Here is a 23,831-nt window from a genome sequence, read left to right on the forward strand (position 1 = left end):
CCTGGGAATTCCAGGGAACAGGGCATCGGGGATCCGGAAGCAAATTAACGAAAAATAACCGGAGAAGAAAAGTTCCGCACGAAAAATGAAATGATATTTCATTTGATATATAATAAAAAAGAACGACGTACCAAAACAAGGGCAGAGTCCGCCGCATCGGCCGGCCTGTTCCGACATTCAGATAGGCAGGGAGGATACAGCCAATGAGTACAGTGACAGAGATCAGACATCCGTTAATCCAGCACAAGCTGGCAATTATCCGGGATAAAGATACCGGATCCAAGGAATTCCGTGAGGTAGTGGAAGAAATTGCCATGCTGATGGCTTATGAAGTGACCAGAAACATCCATACCGAGGAGGTAGTCATCGAAACCCCGATGGGACCTGCCAAGTGCCAGATGCTTTCGGGCAAGAAGCTGGCCATTGTTCCGATCCTGAGAGCAGGGCTGGGCATGGTAGAAGGAATGCGCAAGCTGATTCCGGCGGCCAAAGTCGGTCACATCGGTCTTTATCGCGATGAAACCACCCTGCAGCCGGTGGAATACTTCTGCAAGCTGCCCCAGGACATCAACGAACGGGACATCATTCTCGTGGATCCCATGCTCGCCACCGGCGGCTCCGCCGCCGATGCAGTCACGCTGCTGAAGCGCCGGGGGGCCACCTCCATCCGCTTTGTCGGACTGATCGCGGCCCCGGAAGGAATACAAGCTCTTCAGGCAGCTCACCCGGATGTGGACATCTATCTGGCATCCATTGATGAGAAACTCAATGAGAAGGGCTACATCATTCCTGGTCTGGGCGATGCGGGCGACCGCCTGTTCGGCACCAAATGATCCGGTCCGCGACGAGAACACAGGGGATCTGCATCAGATCCCTTTTCCATTTGCCGCCGGCATTTTTTTCAGAAACGGATCCGGATCAGCCGGACCGGGAACGGAGTGGGAACCATGGATCATGAATTCAAGCCACTTTTGAGGAGCGTCATTCAGGTCAGCCTGTTTGTCGCTTTGCCACTGGCCGGTCTGTCCGCTCTGATCTGGGGTGGGATGGCCGGGTTGGCCCTGCTGCTTGGCAGCCTGGTTGCCACGGGGGGATTTCTGCTCAGTGTCCGGATGACGGCAGCAGCCATCCGCTCCGGCGGAGTATTTCTCACCGTACTGCTCCATTTCGGGAAGATCCTGATTACCGTTCTAGTGGCCTGGCTTTTGATCAGTATTCAGCCGGTGCTGGGAATTTTCTACTTTGTAGGTTACACTCTGCTGTTTGGCGGCATCCTGCTGTACACGAAAAAGTTGACATAATACTCGATTTGGACTGCGCTGGACTGCAGAACAGGGCGGAATCCGGCCTGAAACCGATCAATTTTCAACATTTGTTGGAAAACCGGTCACTTTGACCGGTTTTTTCATATTACGGGAGAGGAATTGTTAAGTATTGTTTAAATAATGTTCGTTACAACGTTTTCAGTTGCATCAAATTGAATTTACTCCTTGATTCGACTCAGTAAGAGGCATATAATTTTGTATGTTTGAGCTGAAAAACGATGGATGTGGAACATACTGGAATCATTGATCTTATTATTCAAACTCAATAGATCAGGTCATAGACCGAATAATGAAAAGCCGCCTTGCCCCTCAAGAGGATTCAGATAAAACCAGGGACATTCCGACAGGACTGTCTCTGTTTTTTTTGACATTTTTCGGGACAGTGCCGGTCAGGACCTGTCGTTGGCCATACCCATCGGACCGCGCAGTTTAAAATTTTAAAAAGGGGAGTGATGCTTACATGCATATGGTCGACTTCATCACCGAAGGACCACTACACGTTCTCAAAATAGGCAGTCTGGAACTGGCTGTCACAAAGCCCATGCTGGTATCCACCGGCGTAATGATCGTGCTGTCGCTGCTGTTTATCTATCTGGGTCACCGAATGAGTGTGCTGCCGACCGAGCGGCGCCAGATTCTGTCAGAAACAATTTACGGCGCTGTTTATGGACTGGTTCGAGAAAATATGGGAGAAGGCTACTTTCAGTTTGTTCCGTTCATCGGCGCCCTGATCAGTTACCTGATGGGACAGAACTTTGTCGGTCTGTTCGGCTTCAAGCCGGCGACTTCCAGTTTTTCCACCACTCTGGGACTGGGTTTGATTTCTTTTACCATTATTCATGGCCACGCCATTCGATCGGCGGGAGTGAAAGGGTACCTGAAATCCTACATCAAGCCGATGCCGCTGCTGCTGCCGATTACTTTACTGGAACGGCTCATCTTCCCAATCAGTCTGGCGTTGCGGCTGTTCGGAAATATCCTGGCTGCCACGGTCATTATGTCACTGATCTATGGAGCGCTGCTGGAAATTCAGACCGCTATCGGTCTGGTGATTCCGATCCCGTTCCACATGTACTTTGACATCTTTGACGGAGCCATTCAGGCCGTGATCTTCACGTTCCTGACCATGATCCAGATCAAGCTGATCGCAGAGGAATCCTCGGAAGAACATGAGCATTGATGCCCGGGGATTCTAAGTTCCCACCTGCTGATGCAACCAATGAAAAACAGGGTGTCCGCCTGATCGGACACTTTACAATAGCTGACATTCAGGACAATTCGAACACACATTGAAATCAAACCAAAGGAACAAGGAGTTAACAAATTATGGAATTAGGATTGAGAGCGCTGGCAGCAGCCATTGCGGTTTTAACAGGTATGGGCGCAGGAATTTCAACAGGTCTGGCAACGGCTAAGGCGGTTGAATCCGTATCACGCCAGCCGGACGCATCCGGTAAGATCATTACAGTTCTGGTTATCGGATCCGCGTTTGCGGAAGCAACCGCCATCTATGGACTGCTGGTTGCCATCCTTCTGATTTTTGTCGGAGTAAGCTAATCGATTCATCAGACGATTCATCAGACGATTCATCAGACGATCCATTAAAACGGGAGGAATGAACCATGAGTATTCATCTGTCGGAAATTGTAGTAAGCATACTGAATTTCCTTATTTTCTATCTCATCGTCCGCAAGTTTTTCTTTGGGAAAATCAAAGCGGCAATGGATCAGCGCACGGCCATGATCCAGGAAAACATGGAGCAGGCAGCAGCCGATCGCACGGAAGCGGAGTCGCTGCTGGCCAAGGCGACCCAGGATCATCGGACCGCCAAGCAGGAAGGGGTCCGGATCATTAATGACTACAAGAAAAAAGCCGAAGTGCTGTATGACGATATCTTAGAGGATGCCCGCACCGAAGCCCGCCTGATTGTTCAGCGGGGAACCCTTGACGCAGACCGGGAACGCGAACAGGCCAGAAAAGAAACCAGACGCAGTGTCGTGGAACTGGCCAGCACGCTGTCGCGCAAAGCCATCGGAGAAGATGCGACGGAAGCGACTCATGACCGCCTCATCGATGACATCCTGGGAAGGATGGATGAAGCATAATGTATGAATTCCTAGACAAACGGTATGCACAGGCGCTCTACGATGTGGCAAAGTCCAAGGATAAGGTCAATAAGTACATCCAGGATCTGACTGCCGTCGTCCAGGTCATCGATGAGTCCGCTGAGTTTCAGCAGCTGATCAAGCATCCGGAAATTTCCCTGAAGGAAAAGAAGAAGTTCTTTATTCAGCTGTTTAAAGGCAAAATGGATGAAGACCTGCTGACCTTCCTTCTGATCCTGATTGAAAAAGACCGGATTCTGTTTTTGCGCGAAAAGCTGGAAGAACTGAAAAAGATTGACCTGGACGAGCGCGGGATTCTGGTTGCCAGAATTCGCACGGTTCAGCCCTTAAAGGACTACCAGCGAACCGCGCTGCGCCAGAAACTCATGGACCGTTATCAGAAACAGATCGAACTGGAAGAGACCATCGATCCGGACCTGATCGGCGGAATTCTGATTCAGGTGGGAGACCAGCTCATCGACGGCAGTGTCCGGTCCATGCTGGATGACCTGAAAAAATCCATGATCACCACCATTGAGGTAAATGCAGAATGAGAATTAAACCAGAAGAAATAACTTCCGTCATCCGCAAAGAAATCGAGCGGTTTGACAAGAAAGTCCAGACGGTAGACTCCGGCACCGTCGTCCAGATCGGCGACGGTGTCGCCCGTATTTACGGGCTGGATGACTGCATGGAAGGCGAATTGCTGGAAATGCCGGGCGGCATCAAAGCCATGGCGCTGAACCTGGAATATGACAATGTCGGAGCCGTTGTGCTCGGTCCTTCAGATTCCATCAAGGAAGGCGATTTTGTTCGTAAAACCGGACGTGTGGTGGAGGTTCCCGTCGGAGAAGAAATGATCGGCCGGGTTGTCAACTCCTTAGGTGAAGCCATCGACGGCAAGGGGCACATTGAGCCCAAGCTGTTCCGGCCGGTGGAAATCCAGGCGCCGGGCATCATTGAGCGAAAATCGGTCACTGTTCCGCTGGAAACCGGTATCAAGGCCATCGATTCCATGGTACCCATCGGCAGGGGTCAGCGGGAGCTGATCATCGGCGACCGGCAGACCGGCAAGACCCAGATCGCGCTGGATACGATTCTGAATCAAAAGAACAAGAACGTTCTGTGCATCTATGTGGCCATCGGCCAAAAGCAGAGCAACGTGGCGAATATCTACAATATTCTGACCAAGGCCGGGGCCATGGACTATACCACGATCGTGGCAGCCACGGCGGCAGAAAGCGCTCCGCTGCAGTACCTGTCGGCCTATACCGGCTGTACCATCGGGGAGTACTTCATGAACAAGGGACGGGATGTCCTGATCGTGTATGATGATCTGTCCAAGCATGCGGTGGCATACCGGGCCATGTCGCTTCTGCTCCGGCGTCCGCCGGGACGGGAAGCTTACCCGGGAGATGTCTTCTACATCCACTCCCGCCTGCTGGAACGGGCAGCCCGTCTGTCCGATGATCTGGGAGGCGGTTCCATGACGGCTCTGCCCATCGTTGAAACCCTGGCCGGCGACATTACCGCCTATATCCCGACCAATGTCATTTCCATTACCGACGGCCAGATCTTTCTGGAATCGGATCTGTTCTACAACGGCATCCGTCCGGCCATCAACCCGGGTATTTCGGTATCCCGCGTCGGCGGCAATGCCCAGACCAAGGCGATGAAGCGGGTAGCGGGCAAACTGAGACTGGATCTGGCACAGTACCGGGAACTGGAATCCTTTGCCCAGTTCGGCACAGACCTGGATGAATCCTCGCGCAGTCTGCTGGACAAGGGGCAGCGCATTGTGGAAGTCCTGAAACAGCAGCAGTTTGAACCGATGCGCTACGAAAAGCAGATCATGATCCTGTATGCCGTCATGAACAACAAGCTGAATCAGGTGGCCGTGCGCGAGGTTCGCACCTTCGAGCGCGAATTCCTTGATTTTATGGACACCTACCATGCCAGCATCGGCAAAGCCATTATCAGCACGGGGGAACTATCCCCGGCTCTGCAGCGCGAACTGGATGAAGCCATTGAGGAGTTCACCCGGGAATACTACAGCGGAGAGCAGGTGTAGACCATGGCAGGAACGACTCTGATCGCGCTGAAGCGGAGGCTGAAGACCGTCAAGTCGACGCGCAAGATCACCATGGCAATGGGGCTGGTGGCTACTTCCAAGTATCAGCGGGCCCGAATCCTGCTGACAGGAAATACAGCCCATTATGAATCCTTCAGTGAAATTGTCAATGAGATCCTCAATTCCATTCCGCCCACGGAGGAGACCCCGGGGCTGTTCCTTCAAAGTCCGAATCCTCAGGCCCGACGGTTATACCTGATGCTCAACTCAGACAAGGGTCTGGTCGGCAGCTATAACTCCAGCCTGGCCCATGAGGCGATCGCGATCATTGCCCAGGAATCAAAGGAACCTCTGATTCTGACGACGGGGTACCGGGGAACCGCCCCGATCAACGAACACCTCGAGGAGGGATCGCTGAAGGAGTTTCCTCTGGGTGATCTGCCGGGACCGCGGGAAGCGGCACTGCTGCTGAGAGACCCGCTGGAACTGTATCGGACTGGTCAGGTCAGTGAGGTTCGCATCATTTACAACCATTATCTCTCCGCCCTGCGCGATGAGATCCGGGTGGAAACGCTGCTGCCCTTTGCGCGCCCCCGGCGGGAGTCCGACGAGATTGCTGCCCGGTTCGACTTTGACCCGGATCCGGCCATGATGCAGGATCAAATCCTTGGCATGTACCTGAAAGAGAAAATGTATCACATGCTGCTCCATGCCAAGACGGTGGAACACTCCACCCGGATGAAGGCCATGGACAGTGCCAATAAAAATGCCGATGACATCCTGCGGGATCTGTCACGGCAGCTGAACCGCCTCCGCCAGAGTGTCATCACTCAGGAGATCACCGAGATCATCGGCGGTGCGGAAGCTTTGAAATAGGAGGAAATATGGCAGAGAATGCAGGAAAGATCGTACAGATCATCGGACCTGTTCTGGATATCCAGTTCAATTCGAAAAACATGCCCCAGATCTTCAATGCCCTGGAGATCAAGTTGGGCGATCGGCTGCTCTATGCCGAAGTAGAGCAGCACATAGGCGGCGACATCGTGCGGGCCATTTCCATGGAACCCACCGAAGGCCTGAAGCGCGGCATGGAAGTGTTGGATATCGGCGCGCCCATCACGGTGCCCGTCGGCCAGCAGACCCTGGGCCGGCTCTTCAATGTACTGGGCCAGAGCATTGATGGCGGTCCCGCCGTCTATGCCGACAAGTACCTGCCGATCCACCGCAAGCCTCCGAGCTTCGAGGAACAGTCGGTTGAACCGGCCATGTTTGAGACCGGAATCAAGGTCATCGACCTGCTGGCACCCTATATGAAGGGCGGTAAAGTCGGTCTGTTCGGTGGTGCCGGGGTCGGCAAAACCGTCCTGATTCAGGAACTGATTAACAATATCGCCAAGGAATCAGGCGGACTCTCCGTGTTCACCGGAGTCGGCGAGCGTTCCCGTGAAGGCAATGACCTTTACCGGGAAATGCAGGAGTCAGGGGTTATCAAGAACACAGCCCTGGTCTTTGGTCAGATGAATGAACCTCCGGGAGCGCGCATGCGCGTGGCTCTGACGGGTCTGACCATGGCGGAGCATTTCCGCGATCAGGGACAGGATGTGCTGCTGTTCATCGACAATATCTTCCGGTTCTCGCAGGCTGGTTCGGAAGTATCCGCGCTGCTGGGCCGGATTCCGTCCGCGGTAGGCTACCAGCCGACCCTCGCTACGGAAATGGGTGCGCTCCAGGAACGGATCACCTCAACCCGCCGCGGCTCCATTACTTCGGTTCAGGCTGTCTATGTGCCCGCCGATGACCTGACGGATCCCGCTCCGGCAACGACCTTCAGCCATCTGGACTCGACCACGGTTCTCGATCGGAAAATCGTGGAGCTGGGTATCTACCCCGCGGTGGATCCCCTGGCGTCCAATTCCCGTATTCTGGATCCGAAGATCGTCGGGCAGACGCACTATGATGTTGCCCGCCGGGTCATTCAGGTTCTGGAAAAGTACAAGGAACTGCAGGATATTATCGCCATTCTCGGCGTAGAGGAACTGTCAGAAGAGGATCGGGCTCTGGTAGCCCGGGCCCGGCGGATTCAGCGCTTCTTCTCCCAGCCGTTCCGGGTAGCCGAACAGTTTACCGGTATGCCCGGCCGGTTTGTCCCGGTCCGGGAAACCATTCGCGGCATTCAGGAAATTCTGGAAGGCAAGCATGACCACATCCCGGAAGGCGCCTTCCTGTTCTGCGGAACCATCGAGGATGTGCTGGAAAAAGCCAGGGAGATGACCGGAGATGCATCTTAAAATTGTCACGATGGAACAGACCCTGTGGGACGAAGAGATTCTTTCCATTCAGGCGGAAAGCCCGACCGGGCAGTTCGTCATCCTGAGTCACCATGCCCCGCTGATTGCGATGACGATTCCGTCCCCGACCGTTCTGACGCTGTCTGACCGGCAGAAGAAGATCCTCTATACCGGAGACGGTATTCTGCGTGTCCTGAACAATGAAGTCATTTTCATTACGGATCAGGCCGAGTGGAAAGAGGCTCTGGATGCACCGGGAATCCGTGCTCAGCTGGCAACAGTTGAACGGGAGCTGACCAGCCCCGGTGCGCCCACTCACCTGAAGGAAGAAAAGATCCGACTGACCGCTCAGCTGAAAACCGCGCTGCTGCCGGAATAGCTTCCGGGAGGAAGGCAGCCGGGCGTTGAGCAGGGACTGCCTCAAGGGACCATGAATGATAAAAATCAAAAAGCAAAAAGGACCGTCTGGTCCTTTTTTGTTTCGGGATTTTTTCGTTAAATTATTATTTGCGGATTTTTCGTTTGATTTTATTGCTTTGGGTCAGCCGGGAGGCTCGTTATTTCTGCCTGGCGGTTCGGACCAGGCCACAATAGCCCTGATGCAGGACGGCAGTATCCATTCCCAGGGTAATTCCCCGAATGCCCAGATCGGTCATGGCCTTGACGTTTGCGGGATCACCGGTGAACACCATCAGGAGTTTTCCGTTCGCCAGGACAGCCTGGCAGATCCGGCGCAGTGCGGCTTTAAAATCCGGATGGTCAAACTGACCGGGAATGCCCATGGAGATGGACAGATCGTAGGGGCCGATAAAGAACCCGTCTATTCCGGCCAGGGCACTGGCGTCTTCGATGACTTCCAGGAGCTCCCTGGTTTCGCACTGGGGCAGTACCAGAACTTCCTGGTTACAGTGGCTCATGTACTCGTCGAGAGTGCCTTTGGCCCACTCCTGAGCCCCCCAGCGGGAGACCCGGGTGGGGCAGAAGCTGCGTTCTCCGATGGGCGGGAACTTGGCAAAGTCTACCAGCAGCCTGAGCTCTTCCAGAGTTTTGATGCCCGGCACAACCAGTCCCTGTGCGCCGGAATCCAGGATGCGCTGAATTTCACGGTGGCTGATCTGCGCGATGCGGACCAGGGGAGTCAGTCGGGCGATCTCCGATGCCCGGATTAAATCCAGGATGGTTTCAGCGCCCATGGCACTGTGCTCCGCGTCCAGAATGACATAGTCCAGACCCGTTCCTTCCATGGCCTCCACGCTGTTCATATGGCCGATTTCCAGGAAGGTGCCATAAGTGGTATGCCCCGCCTCCAGGGCTCGCTTCAATTCATTCTGCATGTTGTTACCTCGCTTGCCGATTGTTTGCTCTGGCTTCATTCTACCACAGGAGCTTACTGCTGGCGTGCTGCTGGGACCCGGTGATAGCGTCAACTTACTTTCGGTTCAAAAACTGAATAAGCCTGCCGTGCGGATTCCAAGTAGCCCGGGTTTTATGATTTATACCACCCAAAATGAGGCGTTGCATAGCTGATTGAGCCTTGTTTTACTGGGTAGACCCGGCTCTTCTTCACGATCCGTTTTTCTAGCCTCACAAGTCGGGCTTCCTTCTTCTTTTCTTTCTCTTTGGCAGCGAAGTAGCCCATGAGATCCCCGCCATTGAGCACGAAAACTCGCATGCGCGCTATATTCTCAGCACCTACTGTGCTCCACCCCATCGGGCGTGAAGATAACCGTGAGGAAAGCACATGACTGACATGCCCTTCCGCACTGCAGCCCTGATAGCCCGACTTGGCCGCGTTCTGGATCGATTCCCAGTTGGACACAAGATAGGTTTGCATCTCGCCTAACTTCTTTTCCTGGGTCTTTTTAAGCGGCAATCCCGCCGCTGATTCGAAGAATGTGTTGATGTCCTCAAGGGAGTCCATGCTGATGGCGTCTTTGAGGTACCAGTAATATTCATCCTTTGTCCCTTTGTAGGAATCAATCGGCGTTGCCGCCTGGCGCAGGGCCTTTTCCAGGTGGAACTTATCCAGATAGAGCTTGCATCGAGGCAGAATCTGGGCACCCATCTTGATCCAGGTCGCCCCATCCCCTGATAAGGAGATTTCCTCGATCTTATCTACCTCATAAGCCGAGTTCAGGTAATCGAACACTTCGTACCACAGTTCATCCGAGTTGCCCTTGTAGAAGCCTGCAAATCGACGTACACCCATTAAGGCCTTGCGTCTCTTCCCGACACTCTGCTGCCCCTCATGGACGTAGATCAGCCGCATCTGCTGATTGGAACCGTCCTGCATAGCTACATGATCCTCATCGGCCTCAATATAGATCCGAGATACCACTTTTTTCTGAGGCAGGGGTCCCTCAGAAGACTCAATGTTCCCCAGTCGATGGACCAGATTCATTACCGTAGTGCGGCTGGTAATTCCGCTGCTTGCATAGCGCTCCACCGTCCCCTGGTAAGAAATATCTTTAGCACTGGAGAGAAGACACGAGGCTAGTTCCCGGCTGATTCTCTGATGGGGCTCAAGGCCCAGAAGACGATCCACCAGACACACATGGTGATTAGTCTTTTTATCCCGAAAGTACGTCCGGTCAAAGACCACAGGTCCGGCTGTAGTAGCGATGGTTTTTGTTTGATTACGCCGTTCGATGGAGTAATCCTTTTTCCGTAACTGTGAGTTCCTCAGGCGCTCATCGAGTACCTGAACATAATCCTGGATCTGCTCACGGGCAATCCGATCCGTCAGCTCGTGAGTCTCCTGGACCACCTGATCCATGGTGAGGGTACCGCTTGCCATTCTTGAATCAAAACCTTGTCTGAGAGAGGTGAACATTGAGTTGAAATCTGTTAAGATAGGCATGAGAATAAGTCCTTTCGTGTAGTTTGTTTGTTGTTGTTACTAACATTCTAGCACTTGGGCTTATTCTCTTTCATTTTCGACCTACAGTAACTTTACACTAACGGACCCGGTTTCTGTTTACCCGGCTGCTGTTGGCCTGGCTGGAATTTCTGCCGGATTGCTGCCGGACTTCCCGCTCATTGAAAGAGGAATCTCAGGAGATTTCAATTCCCACTCTCAGTAATATTTGTCTGGAGTATCAGAAGGGGAGATCCCTGACTGCTGCCAGGGACCTCCCCTTGGTTGAAGGTAAGAATTAGTTCTGGTTCAGGAAGTCCACTGCGTACTGGGCATACAGGGCAGCGCCGTTGGCCAGAACGTCTTCATCAATGTTGAAGCATTCATGGTGATGGGCGATGTTGGTCCCCTTGTCCGGATTGGCGCAGCCGATGAAGGCGAAACAGCCCGGCTTGTTCTGAATGTAGTAGGCGAAGTCTTCGCCGCCGGTGGTTGCCGGTTCCAGTACAATCTGCTGCGGCTCGAAGATCTTGAGCGCGGCGGCCCGGGCAAGATCAGAGGAGGCCGGGTCATTGATCAGCGGCGGGGTGACGAACTTGTAATCCAGGGTGGCTTCGCCGCGGTACATGGAAGCGGTATTTTCGATGATTCGTTTCATATCGCCTTCGATGGAGCCAGCAATAGCTTTGGAGAAGTAGCGGTTGGTTCCGGAGAGCTTGGCATCGCCGGCAATGATGTTAAAGCGCTTGCCAGCTTCAATGGTTCCGACTGTGATGACCAGGGATTCCAACGGACTGGTTTCCCGGCTGACCAGAGGCTGCAGGTTCATGACGATGGCCGAGGCGATGAGGGCGGCATCCACCCCCTGCTGCGGCATGGAGCCATGGCCTGACTTGCCCTTGACGGTGACCTCCCACCAGTCGGCAGCTGCCATGCGGCCGCCGGCTTCGACAGAGACCTGACCGGACGGCATGACCGACCAGATATGAGCCCCGAAGAAGTTATCCACTTCCTGATACCAGTCGCCGGCGGCCATGAGCTGGGAAGCTCCCCGGCCGACTTCCTCGGCGGGCTGGAAAATCAGCTTGACGCTGCCGTTGAACTGGCCCTTCAGTTCGGACAGGATTGACGCAGCGCCCAGCAGCATGGCCGCATGCGCATCATGCCCGCAGGCATGCATTTTTCCTTCGACCTGGGAACGGTAGGGCACCTCATTCTTTTCCGTGACGTTCAGGGCGTCGATGTCGGCGCGCAGACCAACACAGGGACCCGGAGCAGCGCCCTGAATGGTTCCGATCAAGCCGGTGGCCGTGGGGCGGATGTAGGGGATGCCCAGGCGATCCAGCTCTTTGGCGATGTACTCTGTGGTTTCAAATTCCTGTTCGGAAAGTTCGGGGTTCATGTGGAAGTGGCGTCGGGAATCGACAATGTATTGTTCATATTTTTTGGCTAATTCTTTGATATTCATGTTGTCTCCTTTCATTGAGAGGGATCAGGAAGGATTTGCGCAGCGGGATGGCTCACCCAGGGAAATGGTCTGCGCAGCGGGATGGCTCAGGCAGTAAAAATGGTTTTTGGCAGCGGAATGGAAACGCCGGATGGGCGAAGATCCATCAGCGGACCATCGGACTGAGCAGGCCGGCCAGAACGACTGACGCGATGGAAACGGTGATGAAGCCGGCAACCAGCATTCTGGGAAGGATCTGGTCCAAAACCAGCTTCTGCTCTTGCGGATCCTCACTCGCAGTATTGGATACTTCATGGGAGATGATATAGGTTCCGGGGAATCCGAACAGGGCGGAGGCTCCGATGGCAATGGCGATATACGGGGAAACCTTCAGCAGTTTGGCGGCCAGGAAGGAGAAGATCACGATGCCGATGGCACCGATCGCCAGGGCTTTTACGATAACGGGCAGCAAGTTGATGACAATTTCCGGGGTGGCCTTGGACAGATTGTTGAAAATGACGGCCATCAAGGCAGCCATGGCCAGCCCGAAGGAATTGGCCTTGGAGAGGACGCCGCGCTCCAGGAATCCGGTTTCAGCAGCCAGTACACCAAACAGCAGGGCCAGAATGTTTTTATCCAGAACATTGAAGCCGGCTGCTTTCTGGGCAGCGTAAGAGATCACAGTGGCCAGGAGGGCAATGATTGCGGTCTTTGCCAGCAGGATGTTATCGGATTTGAACTTGGCCAGGAAGGCGGGCTTTTCAGCTGCGGGAGTGGGAGCAGCAACAGCTTCGGGGCTGCTCAGAGCGCCCTTTCTTTTCAGAATGGCGGCAGCCTCTTTTCTCAGACAGAAGGAAGCCACCGGATAGCCGATGAAACCCTGAACCACAACTAATAAAGTTGCCAGAACCACATAGGAATCATTGCCGATTTTAGCGGCAGCCTCAGCCATCTGAATTCCGGCAATTACTCCGCCGGCAATGGGCGGCGCTGCGATCAGGGCGGCGTTTCGATCCATCACCAGGCTGCCCACGGTCAGAAGCAGCACGACAATTCCAACGATGGCGGCCAGCGCAATGAGGACGGTGCGCCACTGCTGCACCAGCTGCTGAAAATTCAGCATGGTGCCCATATGGGTCAGGAGCATGGTGATCAAAAGAGCGCCGATGGCAAAGAGCTGGGAACTGGCAAACAGATCCACGGGTACTCCGGACCAGAATCCGATGAGGAACAGGACGGAACAGGTAAACATCATGGAAACGATACTTTTGGTTTTCACCGAAATGATATCACCGATGGTGTACACAATCAGAACAAAACTGAGTGCGATGATTGGCTTGAGTACAGGATCGGCGAAGAGGGAAGAGACGATGGATGAGAAAAACATAACGATACCTCCTGAAGAAAGATTGTATAAATATGTCTATCATATGGATAAAAAGTGAATGAGTCAACTGATGGATTATCAATGATTTGCCTGCAATGATATGAAAAACGAACTGATCGTCAAAATAATCGATTAAGTAAACGAACGTCAGTATCTGAATATGAATAAATATGTTTTTCATGCTGGAAATCACTATTTTTAGCCGGCTTACCCGCAGGTATGTGATACAATGAGGTCACCAGATCGCTCCCTGAAGCGAAGTAATGGGATTGGCTGGGTTGAAATCGGGTTTTTTGCAGATTTTTTCCGGGTTTTGAAAATTAACGTAAAAAAAGGCTTGTAAGATCGACCGGTTACCGTATATAATAGTCTTTGTCAGTTTACTTATGGAGGAGTTCCCGAGTGGCCAAAGGGGGCAGACTGTAAATCTGTTGTCACAGACTTCAGTGGTTCAAATCCACTCTCCTCCACCATGAAACTGACACTAACCGGCTAAGCCGGTTCTATGCTGGTGTGGCTCAAAGGCAGAGCAGCTGATTTGTAATCAGCAGGTTGTCAGTTCGATTCTGACCACCAGCTCCGGAGGAGTTCCCGAGTGGCCAAAGGGGGCAGACTGTAAATCTGTTGTCACAGACTTCAGTGGTTCAAATCCACTCTCCTCCACCAATCCGATAATTAAATATTGACTCTTATCCAGAGAGGTGGAGGGAATAAGGCCCTGTGAAACCCGGCAACCGGCAGTATGTACGGTGCCAATTCCTGCGCTATGGCGCAAGATGAGAGAAGTATTCCACTGAATTACCTCTTGTTTTGTTGCAAGAGGTAATTTTTTTATGCGTTCATCGGCCTGACAACACCGATCCGCGCCACTGAACCCGACTGTTGTTATTTCAGCAAACTGCAAAAATCAAATGTGATGGAGGAATTAAATGAAGAAACTGTTTACCTCGGAATCCGTGACGGAAGGACATCCCGATAAAGTCTGCGATCAGATCTCTGATGCGGTGCTCGATGCCATCCTGGCTCAGGATCCCAATGCCCGTGTCGCCTGCGAAACCTGTGCCACGACCGGCATGGTCCTGGTCATGGGAGAAATCACGACCAGCTGTTATGTCGATATTCCTAAAATTGTCCGCCAGACGGTGTCGGAGATCGGTTACGTCCGCGCCAAATATGGTTTTGATGCTGATACCTGTGCCGTTCTGACCTCAATTAACGAGCAGAGCCCGGACATCGCCATGGGTGTCGATGATGCTCTGGAAAAGCGCGGTGCTTCTCAGAAAAGTCAGGAAGAAAAGTTTGGAGCCGGAGATCAGGGCATGATGTTTGGTTTTGCAACCAACGAAACGGACAGCCTGATGCCGATGCCGGTGTATCTGTCCCATAAGCTGGCCATGAAGCTGGCAGATGTCCGCAAGGACGGAACCCTGCCTTACCTGCGGCCTGATGGCAAGACTCAGGTCACCGTGGAGTACGAAAATGAAAAGCCGGTCCGGGTGGACACCATTGTGATTTCCGCTCAGCACGCACCGGAAATCGGCTGGGAACAGATCACCCGGGACATTAAGAAATATGTCATTGAGCCGGTGGTTGACGCTCATCTGATGGACGAGAACACCCGATTCCTGATCAATCCGACCGGACGCTTCGTTCTTGGCGGACCGGGAGCTGATTCCGGACTGACGGGACGTAAGATCATCGTCGACACCTACGGCGGATACGGCCGTCACGGCGGCGGCGCTTTCTCCGGCAAGGATCCAACCAAGGTTGATCGTTCCGGTGCCTATGCCGCCCGCTGGGTTGCCAAGAACCTGGTTGCCGCCGGCGTGGCTGACAAGCTGGAAATTGAGCTGGCCTATGCCATCGGCGTTGCTGAACCGGTCTCCATCGAGGTGGATACCTTCGGAACCGGAAAGCTCTCGGAAGAACGCATCATTGAGATCATCCGCCAGGTGTTCGACCTGCGGCCCGGTGCCATCATCCAGAATCTGGATCTGAGACGCCCATTGTACCGCCAGATCGCTGCCTACGGTCATTTTGGCCGGCCGGAGCTGGATCTGCCATGGGAAGAACTGAATAAAGTTGACCAGATCAAAAAGCTGATGGCTTAGCAGACTGGGAGAATCAGTCGATGCCGGCCCCTGGGGCCGGCTCGTCTTTTTCAGAGAAAGGAGAAAGGATGACCAGGCGATTTAAAACAATACTATGGGGGACTGCCGGTCTGCTGTCCCTGGTAATGATCCAGGCCGGCCAGTCCAGAACAATCAAGATGAAAGCAACCCAGCTGTTCTATCCGGACCTGCCGAAGGAACTCGACCACTATCGGATGGTGCACATATCCGATCTTCACGGGGCTCGCTTCGGCCGGGAGAACCAGTCGCTGGTGCGGCGGATCATGGCGCTGGAGCCGGATGTGGTCTGCATGACCGGGGACATGGTCCACGGCTCTTCTGACGACGGGGAAGCCCTGAGGAACCTGGTTTCCGGCCTGGATCAGAAGCTGGTGAAGCTGATGGTCTCCGGCAACCATGAAAATGGCCGGCGGACTCTTACGGGCATTGAATCGCTCAATCGTGCCACCCTGTTTGACTCACTGACACAATACAATGTCCGGCTGCTTGACGGCCAGAGCTGGCAGGTGCCGGGACTGCCTCTGATCTTCTCCGGCCTGCCCGACCGGCAGGAGCATTACCAGGGGCTGGGCTTCAACGAAGCCCGGTTTGATCCCGCGGACCATCTGCCGGCGCCGGTCCCGGACTGTTTCAATGTGGCGCTGGTCCATCGGCCGAATTATTTTCGCTCCATTGCCCGCTATGGCTTTGATCTGATGCTGTCCGGCCATACCCATGGCGGAGTGATTCGAATCGGAAGCAAGGGGCTGCTGGCTCCGGAACGATCCTTCTTCCCGGAGCTGGATCAGGGGCTTTTTGCTCACGGCGCCGCCTGTCTCCATGTAACCTCCGGGCTGGGTCAGATCTGGCCGATCCCGCGGGTGAATAACCAGCCGGAAATTGCGCTGCTCGTTCTGCGGCGAGGCACACAAGCACATCCCCGCATGAAACGGATCGCAGCCAGATAAACGCACCGCCGGAGATAGAATGGATAAGTAACGGCAGGCACAGCGTGAGTAATTAAGCAAGGCAGAACGGACGATACAGCACATGATACAGCGTGTGATTAAGCTCGTGACATGGAGTGTAATTTAGTGCCTGACACAGCGTGAGACCCGTTAAGCATGAGACGTGAAACACGGCACAGCGTGATACATCAAGGCATAGGGAAGGGAGCGATGAACAACCTCGCTCCCTTCCTCGCAAAATGGCAGTTCCTGGTGATATGGATCTGCGGTTGAATGACCGGTGACGGGATAAATCAGCAGACTTTCCGGCCGCGGATGTAGACTTCCTGGATCCGGATCTCTTCATCGAAAATGACCAGATCTGCATCATACCCGTCGGCGATCCGCCCCTTATTCCGGGATGCACCGCAGCGCTGAGCCGGATTCCAGGTTGCCATCCGGATCACCTCATACAGCGTCAGGTCGGTCTGACTCAGGACGTGACGTACCGCCTGGTCCATGGTCAGAATTGATCCGGCCAGGGTTCCGTCGCTCAGACGGGCGGCGCCGTCTCTGACCGTAACGGTCTGACCGCCAAGCCGATACTCGCCCTCGGGCATGCCGCAGGCCATCATGGCATCGGTAACCAGAATGGAATGCTCCACGCCTTTGACCTTGAACGCGGTGCGCAGCACCGGATTCGCCACATGGATTCCATCCGGGATGATCTCGAGACTGACGGGCTTATCAAAGACAGCTCCGACAGCACCTGGCTGTCGGTGGTGGAAGGGCGGCATGGCATTGAACAGATGGGTCGCATGGCTGATTCCGGCTTCAATCCCCGCCAGAGCCTCTTCATAAGTTGCCCTGGTATGGCCGATGGATACGGTAATATCCTGGCTGGCGAGATACCGGATCAGTGGAATGGATCCGGTCAGTTCCGGTGCCAGTGTCACCAAGCGAATAAAATCCGCGTCCTCTCCGGTCAGGTTCCGGAAGGCTTCAACCGAAGGGGGCAGGGCATGTTCCCCAGACTGGGCTCCGGCAGCCTCCGGGTTGATGAAGGGTCCTTCCAGGTGGATTCCCAGGATTCTGGCTCCGTCCAGCGCCAGAGAGTGTTCCTTGATGGTACGCACAGCCTGACGGATATTCGCCGGTGCCTGAGTCATGGTGGCGGCGAGAAATGAGGTAGTACCGAACTGGCATAATGTCCGGCTGATGGTCCGCAGCGATTGGAGATCTCCATCCATTACATCGGCTCCGCCCGACCCATGGACGTGGAGATCGATGAAGCCGGGGGAAACATACAGGGTGGATTCGCCATCCCGGACCGTTTCATCGGGTCGGATCTGGTCGGGATTAATTCGTTTGATGATTCCTTGTTCCAGGCGCAGGGTGCCTTTTTCAATCCGGTCGGGGTAGATCTGAAGATAATCTTTTAATATCATAGGATTGGCTCCTTTCAGGCTGACGGCACCGGGAGGCTGTACATTGGTCTCTCATTCGACACCGCAGCTCAGAGTGTCCCTATTATAGCAAAGGGATGTGGCTCATTTTGGGACAAAGCACTGAATAAATCGTGAATCTTGGCGATCGATGTATGAAAGAGCCCGGCAGGGCCATAATCAAACTGAAATGTGTCGACGAAAGTCCCGGAAAGCCGAGGAACGTTGTATTGACTCGAGGAAAGTCTCGTCAAGCCGAGGAAAGTCCCTGTGCCCAGGGAAGTCTCGTTAAGTCGAGGAAAGTCCCAATGTGCCGAGGAAAGTCCCAAGGTTGGATCAGAGATAGGGTATAATAAATACAGAACGTATGGAAGGCAGGGTACATGACCATGGAATTTAGAGGAACCGTCAAGGACATCATCTTTCATAATGATGAGTCGGGCTATGTGGTAGGCCGGCTGAAGACAGATGAGGGAATCCTGACCTTTACCGGAACCATTCCCTGGATCTTTGAAGGCCAGCTGCTTTCGCTGTCCGGAGAAATGGTGGAACATCCGTCGTTCGGCAGCCAGCTGAAAGTGAACGTCAGTGAAGAGATCCTTCCCGAATCAAGGGAAGGCATGGAAAAATATCTGTCTTCGGGCATCATCAGCGGCATTGGTCCGGTGACAGCCCGTCGTCTGGTCCAGCGGTTCGGTTCCGAAGTGTTTGAAATCATGGATCATGACATGGATCGGCTGATTGAAGTAGAAGGCATCGGTGTGAAGAAACTGGAACTCATTCGCAAAAGCTACGATAAAAGCCGTGAAGTTCGTAACATCATGGTGTTTCTCCAGAGTTACGGCGTTACGCCAAATCAGTGCATGAAAATATACAACCGGTTCGGGCAGAATTCGATCACCGTCGTACGGGAGAATCCTTATATTCTGTGCGAGGAGGTTTCCTCCATTGGTTTTCGTACCGCGGACCGGATTGCTTCGAATCTGGGCATTGAAAAAGATTCTCCGTTCCGAATCCAGAGCGGGCTCAAGTTTATTGTCAATTCCTTTTCCGGGCTGGGCAATACCTGCATGCCGGTGGAGAAGCTGCTGACGGAAACCGCCCAGACCCTGGAAGTAGCACCTGAACTGGTGCTGGATAATCTGCGCAGCCTGGTTTTGCAGGATGGAATGATGGTAGAAGAAGTGGATGGGGTCCAATGTGTCTTTGTGCCGGCCTACTGGCATGCTGAGATCAACATCGCCTCACGCCTGTTTGCCATGGCGGACTATCCCTATCGCAAGCTGGCGCTGGATGCCGGTCGTTTCATCGAGGACTATGAGGCCGCCCAGGGCATGGCGCTGCATGAGCTGCAAAAGGAGGCCATCCGCGGGATCCTGGACCATGGGGTTGAGATTATCACCGGGGGTCCGGGCACGGGAAAAACTACGATCATCAAGTGCATTCTGGCCATGCTCAAGGAAGCCGGATTGTCTGTCCGGATGGCAGCTCCGACGGGCCGGGCCGCCAAGCGGATGACCGAAACCACCGGAGAGGAAGCGAAAACCATTCACCGGCTGCTGGATCTTGGTGTAACCGAGGATGGGGAGGAAGTCGAAGGCGACGGGGAACTGGATTGTGACTGCGTCATCATCGATGAAGCCTCCATGATTGATGTGCTCCTTATGAACAAGCTGATGGCAGCCCTGAAACCGGGAACCCGGCTTATTATGGTCGGAGATGCTGATCAGCTGCCCAGCGTCGGTCCCGGCCGCGTGTTGTCGGATCTGATCGGCGGCGGAGCGGTCAAGGTGGTCGCGCTGGAAGTAATCTACCGTCAGGGGCAGGAATCCATGATCACAATCAATGCTCATCGCATCAATCAGGGGGATCAGCCTGTTCTCAACTCCAAGGGAAGCGATTTCTTCTTTATGAGCACGAAGGACGGCGCCTCTACGGTGCAAACCATGATCGATCTGGTGAATGCCAGACTGCCCCGCTACAATGCAGCCTGGGATAAGGTCCGGGATTTTCAGATCCTGTCGCCGATGCGCAAAGGCGATCTGGGGGTCACCCGACTCAACGAGCTCCTGAAGGAAATGCTGAATCCGTCCCGCGAGGACTATAAATTTACCTCCTTCCGAACCGGTGACAAGGTGATGCAAAACCGGAACAATTATCAGCTGAAATCCAGGCTGACACCGGAGCTGACCCCGGGCACGCACCAGGAAGAGACGGGGGTATTTAACGGGGACGTTGGCTTTGTGGTAAGAATTGAAGAAGAAGATCAGATCGTTACGGTGCTGTATGATGACGAGCGCTATGTGGATTATACGCCATCGGAGCTGGATGATCTGGAACTGGCCTATGCCATTACCATTCATAAAAGCCAGGGATCGGAATTCCCGGTGGTGCTGATTCCGCTGTTCATGGGTCCGCCCATGCTGCTCAACCGCAATCTCATCTATACGGCGGTTACCCGGGCCCGGAAAATGGTGGTGCTGGTCGGAGACCAGCGAGCCCTGCGCTTTATGATTGCCAATGACCGGTCCTTGGAACGCTATACTTCCCTGGGCTTCCGTATTCGAAAGTCTGTCGCCGTGCGCAAAGGAGAATATCAGGAATGATCGTTAATTTGGAAGTGCTGACCGGTGAATTGATCAACTGGTATCATCGCTCGACGGTCAAGGCCATCAATGTGGTCACGGTCCCCTACCGGGGCTTTGAACCGCTGGCCGGCCTGCTGGATAATGTTTTGGGGAAGTCCCGTGTGCTCTATATCACCGGACCGGCGCCAGAAACGGAGTCCGTCGAAGCGTATCTGGGGGAACGGGGCATTGAATTCTGTCATGAGGAGAATCCCGACTGCCTGACGGTGGTGCTGAACTTTGATCAGGCGTTCCAGTCCCGGGACCGGTATGATCTGATTGTGTATGACGATGTCAATACATTCCCGACTCACCGCAAAAGTGAGATGCAGGAGCTGCTCAATCATGTGTATTATCGAACGGATCACATCATGGCCTATTCGATGGAACCGGTGTTCCGTCAGGTGATGAATCTCGAGCTGCCGTTGAAACGGGACCGCAGCTTTGTGACGGAGCCGCGATTTATCGATCTGAAAGGGGAAATCAAAACCGAAATCCCAAGCTCGGTCTATGAGTATATCCAATTCTTCCAGCAGGACCGCAGGACCGTTGTGATTGTAGTACCCGATGAAGAAACGGCTGCCTCCATGACCCGGTATCTTTGCCGCGTCAATCCGGTATACAGTTCGTCCATTCACTTTATCGATGGAGTTGACCCTCACCGACTCAGAGAAATGGTGACGAGGCCGGAAACCGGAAAAATTCTGTTCACGACCCAAATCGAGGATTACCGGGACCTGCCGGGTAATTTTGAGTTTCTTGTGATCCACAGCGATGCCCCCCGCTTCGAATATCGGCAGTTCGTTTTCCTCTGCCTGCGCAGCGGATTATGCGATGACCTCAACGGCGAAGTAATCCTGGTATCTCATCATCACACCTTCGATATGGAACGGACCAAGGAACTGACTCAGAATTACAACAGGATCATATGGGAAAGCGACCAGTTGTTTCTGTAAAGCCCAGGGCCGGCCGCTGGAATGAAGTAACTGAGCACATAAAGAATTTATTCTTTGAGCGGATCAGCTGTCCGGTCTGCGGCTGTGAAAGCCAGGGGATCTGTTCCGTCTGCATGAGCCAGCTGGAATTTTGGGGTGCCTATGAGATCGAGGAACTCAGCGGCTGGGCGATGGTTCATTATCAGGGGCCGGCCCGACAGCTGATCAACAAATTCAAGCAATCGCTATCCTATGATGCTCTGGATGGAATCAATGCTTTGATCGACTGCTGGTGGCAGGAGCTGGGCAAGTCGATCCTGATTTCGAAGGATGGACCGGTTTGGGATTACCTGGTTCCGATTCCCTCGATTCCCCGCAAAGTCAGGCAGCGGGGATTCGACCCCGCCTTTGAAATTGCGCGGCGGGTGTCATCTCTCAGCGGCATTCCCATTCTGCGCTGTCTGGACAACCGGGGACAGGCCGAGCATAAAGGCATGAATCTCAGAGAACGCCGGATCGCCGCAGACGAGGGGTTTGCGGTGATAAAAGACTGGCACGGTCTATGCCGGGGAAAACGCCTGTTGCTGTTTGATGACATCATGACCAGCGGCACGACAATTTTGTCTGCTGCGCAGCTGCTGGCTGAATCCAGTGCTCGGATCAACTTCCTGGTGCTGGAGCGGGCGGCCCTGTAAAGTGGTCAGACACGGAGGGCTCAGAAGCCGGGTTCCGCTGGTGTCGAAAGCAGCAGGACATTGTGCTGCATCAGGAAACCATGGCCATTGGAGTTGCGGTCAGCGAGGGAATCGGGAACCCGACCCAGGCAGACCGCCAGAGTAAACGGCCGGAAACCGGACTGCCTGGAAGCTCACGACGTTCAATAAAAAACAGCAGGCACTGTTCGTGCCTGCTGTGAGAATTTTTTATTCTTCTTCGAACTGATCCTTGCCGGCTCCGCAAAGCGGGCAGACCCACTCTTCCGGAATGGCTTCGAATGGGGTTCCCGGAGCAACTCCGTTGTCTTCGTCGCCTACGGCCGGATCATAAACATATCCACATAATGTACAAACATAACTCTTCATACTTTATCCTCCTGTGTTCTTTTCATCAAGGGCTGCAGGATAAAATCCTGTCCTGATGAAATTATAGGTTACAACTGGGTTGAGAACAAGTACAAATACAATATATTCATGGTTTTTTAGCAATTAGGGGCTGGTATTTATTATGACGAAGACACAAATGAATGAGCTGTTCAACGAAATCAGTCAAAGCCTGCTGGAAGAGGCAGACATGACCGCTCTGCGCAGCCGGAGTGAAGAAATCCGCAGCAGTTATCGGGATAAGCAGGGCAGGACCAGGGATCTGGAGATCCGGGACGAAGCGGGGGCTCAGGCTTATCTGGCCTGGAGATTGCCTGTTACCGGCATGGTGATCCATGAAGTGATGGATCGCCTCCTGGAGGCAGTTCCGGAGTTTCGTCCGGAAACCTTTCTGGATCTGGGAGCCGGACCTGCGGTATCCGTGCTGCCGGTCTCCCTGGCGTTTCCTTCGCTGCGGGTCGCTCACCTGGCGGAGGAACAGGGGGCGATGCGCCAGGCCGGTCAGACTGTGCTGAAGGAACTGGCTCCCTTTCTCTCGCCGGAGTTCAACGTATCTATGGAAGCGGCGGATTTTCTTACAACGGATTTGCCCGAGTCTGATCTGGTGTTGGCCAGCTACTCCATCAACGAGCTGAATGGCGAAGAACTGAGCCGGTTTACCAGAAAACTGATCGCTCTGACCCGACACATCGCCGTCCTGATTGTGCCGGGTACTCCGGAGCATTTCCGGCGGCTGACTGAAGTGCGCAGCCAGCTATTGGCAGCCGGCCTTTCCATTCTGGCTCCCTGCACCTTTACGGGCCCCTGTCCGATGGAGGAGGAAGCAGACTGGTGTCATTTCTATACCAGGGTTGCCCGCTCCCGTCTGCTCAGGATATTGAAATCCGGTCAGATGGCCTATGAGGATGAAAAGTTCTCGTACCTGATCGTCAGCCGGGGTCAGGATGACACGACGATTCCCTTGATCAGAACGAAAGAACTCGGACGAATCATCCGTCATCCGCTCATCAGCAAGGGCTTCCGGGAAGTCGAGCTGTGTCGGGCTGAAGGCATCACCTCCATTCGCCTGAGCAAGGGGAAACACAAGGAAGCGTACCGTCAGCTCAAGCAGAAGGGCTGGGGAGATACTCTGGAGCTGAACCTGTCTCACCCAGCGATCTCTGAAGAGTAATTGAAAGTGTTGACT

At 53.9% G+C, this 23,831-nt stretch carries 22 protein-coding genes, 3 tRNA genes and 1 riboswitch; of the genes, 19 read left to right on the forward strand and 6 right to left on the reverse strand.

All coding sequences use genetic code 11. The features are described from left to right. Positions 1 to 203: 203 nt before the first annotated feature. The 10 genes from upp (at position 204) to NQU17_02855 (ending at position 8,168) form a co-directional block, all read left to right on the forward strand. On the forward strand, positions 204 to 833 hold the full coding sequence (upp, locus tag NQU17_02810; protein ID UUM12512.1) for a uracil phosphoribosyltransferase: 630 nt from the start codon (positions 204 to 206) through the stop codon (positions 831 to 833). A gap of 114 nt (positions 834 to 947) precedes the next feature. Continuing rightward, a complete protein-coding gene (locus NQU17_02815) occupies positions 948 to 1,301 on the forward strand; it encodes a hypothetical protein (GenBank protein UUM12513.1) in 354 nt (117 codons plus the stop codon). A 484-nt stretch (positions 1,302 to 1,785) separates the two neighbouring features. Further along, complete coding sequence (locus NQU17_02820) at positions 1,786 to 2,505, forward strand: F0F1 ATP synthase subunit A (protein UUM12514.1); 720 nt, start codon at positions 1,786 to 1,788, stop codon at positions 2,503 to 2,505. Positions 2,506 to 2,651: 146 nt separating this feature from the next. Next, complete coding sequence (gene atpE, locus NQU17_02825) at positions 2,652 to 2,882, forward strand: ATP synthase F0 subunit C (protein UUM12515.1); 231 nt, start codon at positions 2,652 to 2,654, stop codon at positions 2,880 to 2,882. A 65-nt stretch (positions 2,883 to 2,947) separates the two neighbouring features. Beyond that, on the forward strand, positions 2,948 to 3,430 hold the full coding sequence (locus NQU17_02830; protein ID UUM12516.1) for a F0F1 ATP synthase subunit B: 483 nt from the start codon (positions 2,948 to 2,950) through the stop codon (positions 3,428 to 3,430). Beyond that, the gene (locus NQU17_02835) at positions 3,430 to 3,984 is read left to right on the forward strand and encodes a F0F1 ATP synthase subunit delta (GenBank protein ID UUM12517.1); all 555 of its coding nucleotides are present in this window, start codon (positions 3,430 to 3,432) and stop codon (positions 3,982 to 3,984) included. The genes NQU17_02830 and NQU17_02835 overlap by 1 nt, the downstream gene beginning before the upstream one ends. Continuing rightward, entirely contained in the window at positions 3,981 to 5,501 is a 1,521-nt protein-coding gene (gene atpA, locus NQU17_02840) for a F0F1 ATP synthase subunit alpha (GenBank protein ID UUM12518.1), read from the forward strand. Before NQU17_02835 ends, atpA begins: the two co-directional genes overlap by 4 nt. A 3-nt stretch (positions 5,502 to 5,504) precedes the next feature. Continuing rightward, a complete protein-coding gene (atpG, locus tag NQU17_02845; GenBank protein UUM12519.1) occupies positions 5,505 to 6,377 on the forward strand; it encodes an ATP synthase F1 subunit gamma in 873 nt (290 codons plus the stop codon). An 8-nt stretch (positions 6,378 to 6,385) separates the two neighbouring features. After that, the gene (gene atpD / locus NQU17_02850; protein UUM12520.1) at positions 6,386 to 7,789 is read left to right on the forward strand and encodes a F0F1 ATP synthase subunit beta; all 1,404 of its coding nucleotides are present in this window, start codon (positions 6,386 to 6,388) and stop codon (positions 7,787 to 7,789) included. Next, positions 7,779 to 8,168, forward strand: a complete 390-nt coding sequence (locus NQU17_02855; protein ID UUM12521.1) for a F0F1 ATP synthase subunit epsilon — start codon at positions 7,779 to 7,781, stop codon at positions 8,166 to 8,168. Before atpD ends, NQU17_02855 begins: the two co-directional genes overlap by 11 nt. A gap of 178 nt (positions 8,169 to 8,346) precedes the next feature. Here NQU17_02855 and NQU17_02860 read toward each other — a convergent pair whose 3' ends face one another. From NQU17_02860 to NQU17_02875, 4 genes are all read right to left on the reverse strand, one after another. Continuing rightward, entirely contained in the window at positions 8,347 to 9,123 is a 777-nt protein-coding gene (locus tag NQU17_02860) for an aldolase/citrate lyase family protein (protein ID UUM12522.1), read from the reverse strand. Positions 9,124 to 9,275: 152 nt separating this feature from the next. Beyond that, a complete protein-coding gene (locus NQU17_02865) occupies positions 9,276 to 10,649 on the reverse strand; it encodes an ISLre2 family transposase (GenBank protein UUM12523.1) in 1,374 nt (457 codons plus the stop codon). A 295-nt stretch (positions 10,650 to 10,944) separates the two neighbouring features. Beyond that, complete coding sequence (locus NQU17_02870; protein ID UUM12524.1) at positions 10,945 to 12,114, reverse strand: amidohydrolase; 1,170 nt, start codon at positions 12,112 to 12,114, stop codon at positions 10,945 to 10,947. A gap of 145 nt (positions 12,115 to 12,259) precedes the next feature. Then, on the reverse strand, positions 12,260 to 13,480 hold the full coding sequence (locus tag NQU17_02875) for a hypothetical protein (GenBank protein ID UUM12525.1): 1,221 nt from the start codon (positions 13,478 to 13,480) through the stop codon (positions 12,260 to 12,262). 388 nt (positions 13,481 to 13,868) lie between these two features. Here NQU17_02875 and NQU17_02880 point away from each other — a divergent pair. From NQU17_02880 to NQU17_02900, 5 genes are all read left to right on the forward strand, one after another. Next, positions 13,869 to 13,953 (forward strand) — tRNA-Tyr (locus NQU17_02880). 34 nt (positions 13,954 to 13,987) lie between these two features. Next, positions 13,988 to 14,059 (forward strand) — tRNA-Thr (locus NQU17_02885). Between the two features lie 2 nt (positions 14,060 to 14,061). Next, positions 14,062 to 14,146: transfer RNA gene (locus NQU17_02890), tRNA-Tyr, on the forward strand. A 20-nt stretch (positions 14,147 to 14,166) separates the two neighbouring features. Next, positions 14,167 to 14,263, forward strand: a riboswitch (SAM riboswitch). Positions 14,264 to 14,409: 146 nt separating this feature from the next. Further along, positions 14,410 to 15,591 carry a methionine adenosyltransferase gene (metK, locus tag NQU17_02895; GenBank protein UUM12526.1) on the forward strand — a complete coding sequence of 394 codons (1,182 nt, stop codon included), beginning with the start codon at positions 14,410 to 14,412 and terminating at the stop codon, positions 15,589 to 15,591. A gap of 68 nt (positions 15,592 to 15,659) precedes the next feature. Further along, positions 15,660 to 16,559, forward strand: a complete 900-nt coding sequence (locus NQU17_02900) for a metallophosphoesterase (GenBank protein UUM12527.1) — start codon at positions 15,660 to 15,662, stop codon at positions 16,557 to 16,559. A gap of 293 nt (positions 16,560 to 16,852) precedes the next feature. Here the strand turns inward: NQU17_02900 and nagA are convergent, their stop codons facing one another. Further along, entirely contained in the window at positions 16,853 to 17,986 is a 1,134-nt protein-coding gene (nagA, locus tag NQU17_02905; GenBank protein UUM12528.1) for an N-acetylglucosamine-6-phosphate deacetylase, read from the reverse strand. Between the two features lie 380 nt (positions 17,987 to 18,366). Here nagA and NQU17_02910 point away from each other — a divergent pair, with 380 nt between their 5' ends. From NQU17_02910 to NQU17_02920, 3 genes are read left to right on the forward strand one after another with little or no spacing between them, the layout of a single operon-like run. Then, a complete protein-coding gene (locus NQU17_02910) occupies positions 18,367 to 20,589 on the forward strand; it encodes an ATP-dependent RecD-like DNA helicase (GenBank protein UUM12529.1) in 2,223 nt (740 codons plus the stop codon). Further along, positions 20,586 to 21,566, forward strand: coding sequence for a hypothetical protein (locus tag NQU17_02915; protein ID UUM12530.1), 981 nt, complete (start codon positions 20,586 to 20,588; stop codon positions 21,564 to 21,566). Before NQU17_02910 ends, NQU17_02915 begins: the two co-directional genes overlap by 4 nt. Next, on the forward strand, positions 21,539 to 22,240 hold the full coding sequence (locus NQU17_02920) for a hypothetical protein (protein UUM12531.1): 702 nt from the start codon (positions 21,539 to 21,541) through the stop codon (positions 22,238 to 22,240). Before NQU17_02915 ends, NQU17_02920 begins: the two co-directional genes overlap by 28 nt. Before the next feature lie 228 nt (positions 22,241 to 22,468). Here NQU17_02920 and NQU17_02925 read toward each other — a convergent pair whose 3' ends face one another. After that, positions 22,469 to 22,627: a rubredoxin gene (locus NQU17_02925; protein UUM12532.1), complete on the reverse strand. Its 159-nt coding sequence runs from the start codon at positions 22,625 to 22,627 to the stop codon at positions 22,469 to 22,471. Between the two features lie 142 nt (positions 22,628 to 22,769). Here NQU17_02925 and NQU17_02930 point away from each other — a divergent pair, with 142 nt between their 5' ends. Beyond that, entirely contained in the window at positions 22,770 to 23,816 is a 1,047-nt protein-coding gene (locus tag NQU17_02930; GenBank protein ID UUM12533.1) for a small ribosomal subunit Rsm22 family protein, read from the forward strand. Positions 23,817 to 23,831: the final 15 nt, after the last annotated feature.

Source organism: Clostridiaceae bacterium HFYG-1003 (genome assembly GCA_024579835.1).
Taxonomy (GTDB): Bacteria; Bacillota; Clostridia; order Clostridiales; family Clostridiaceae; genus JG1575.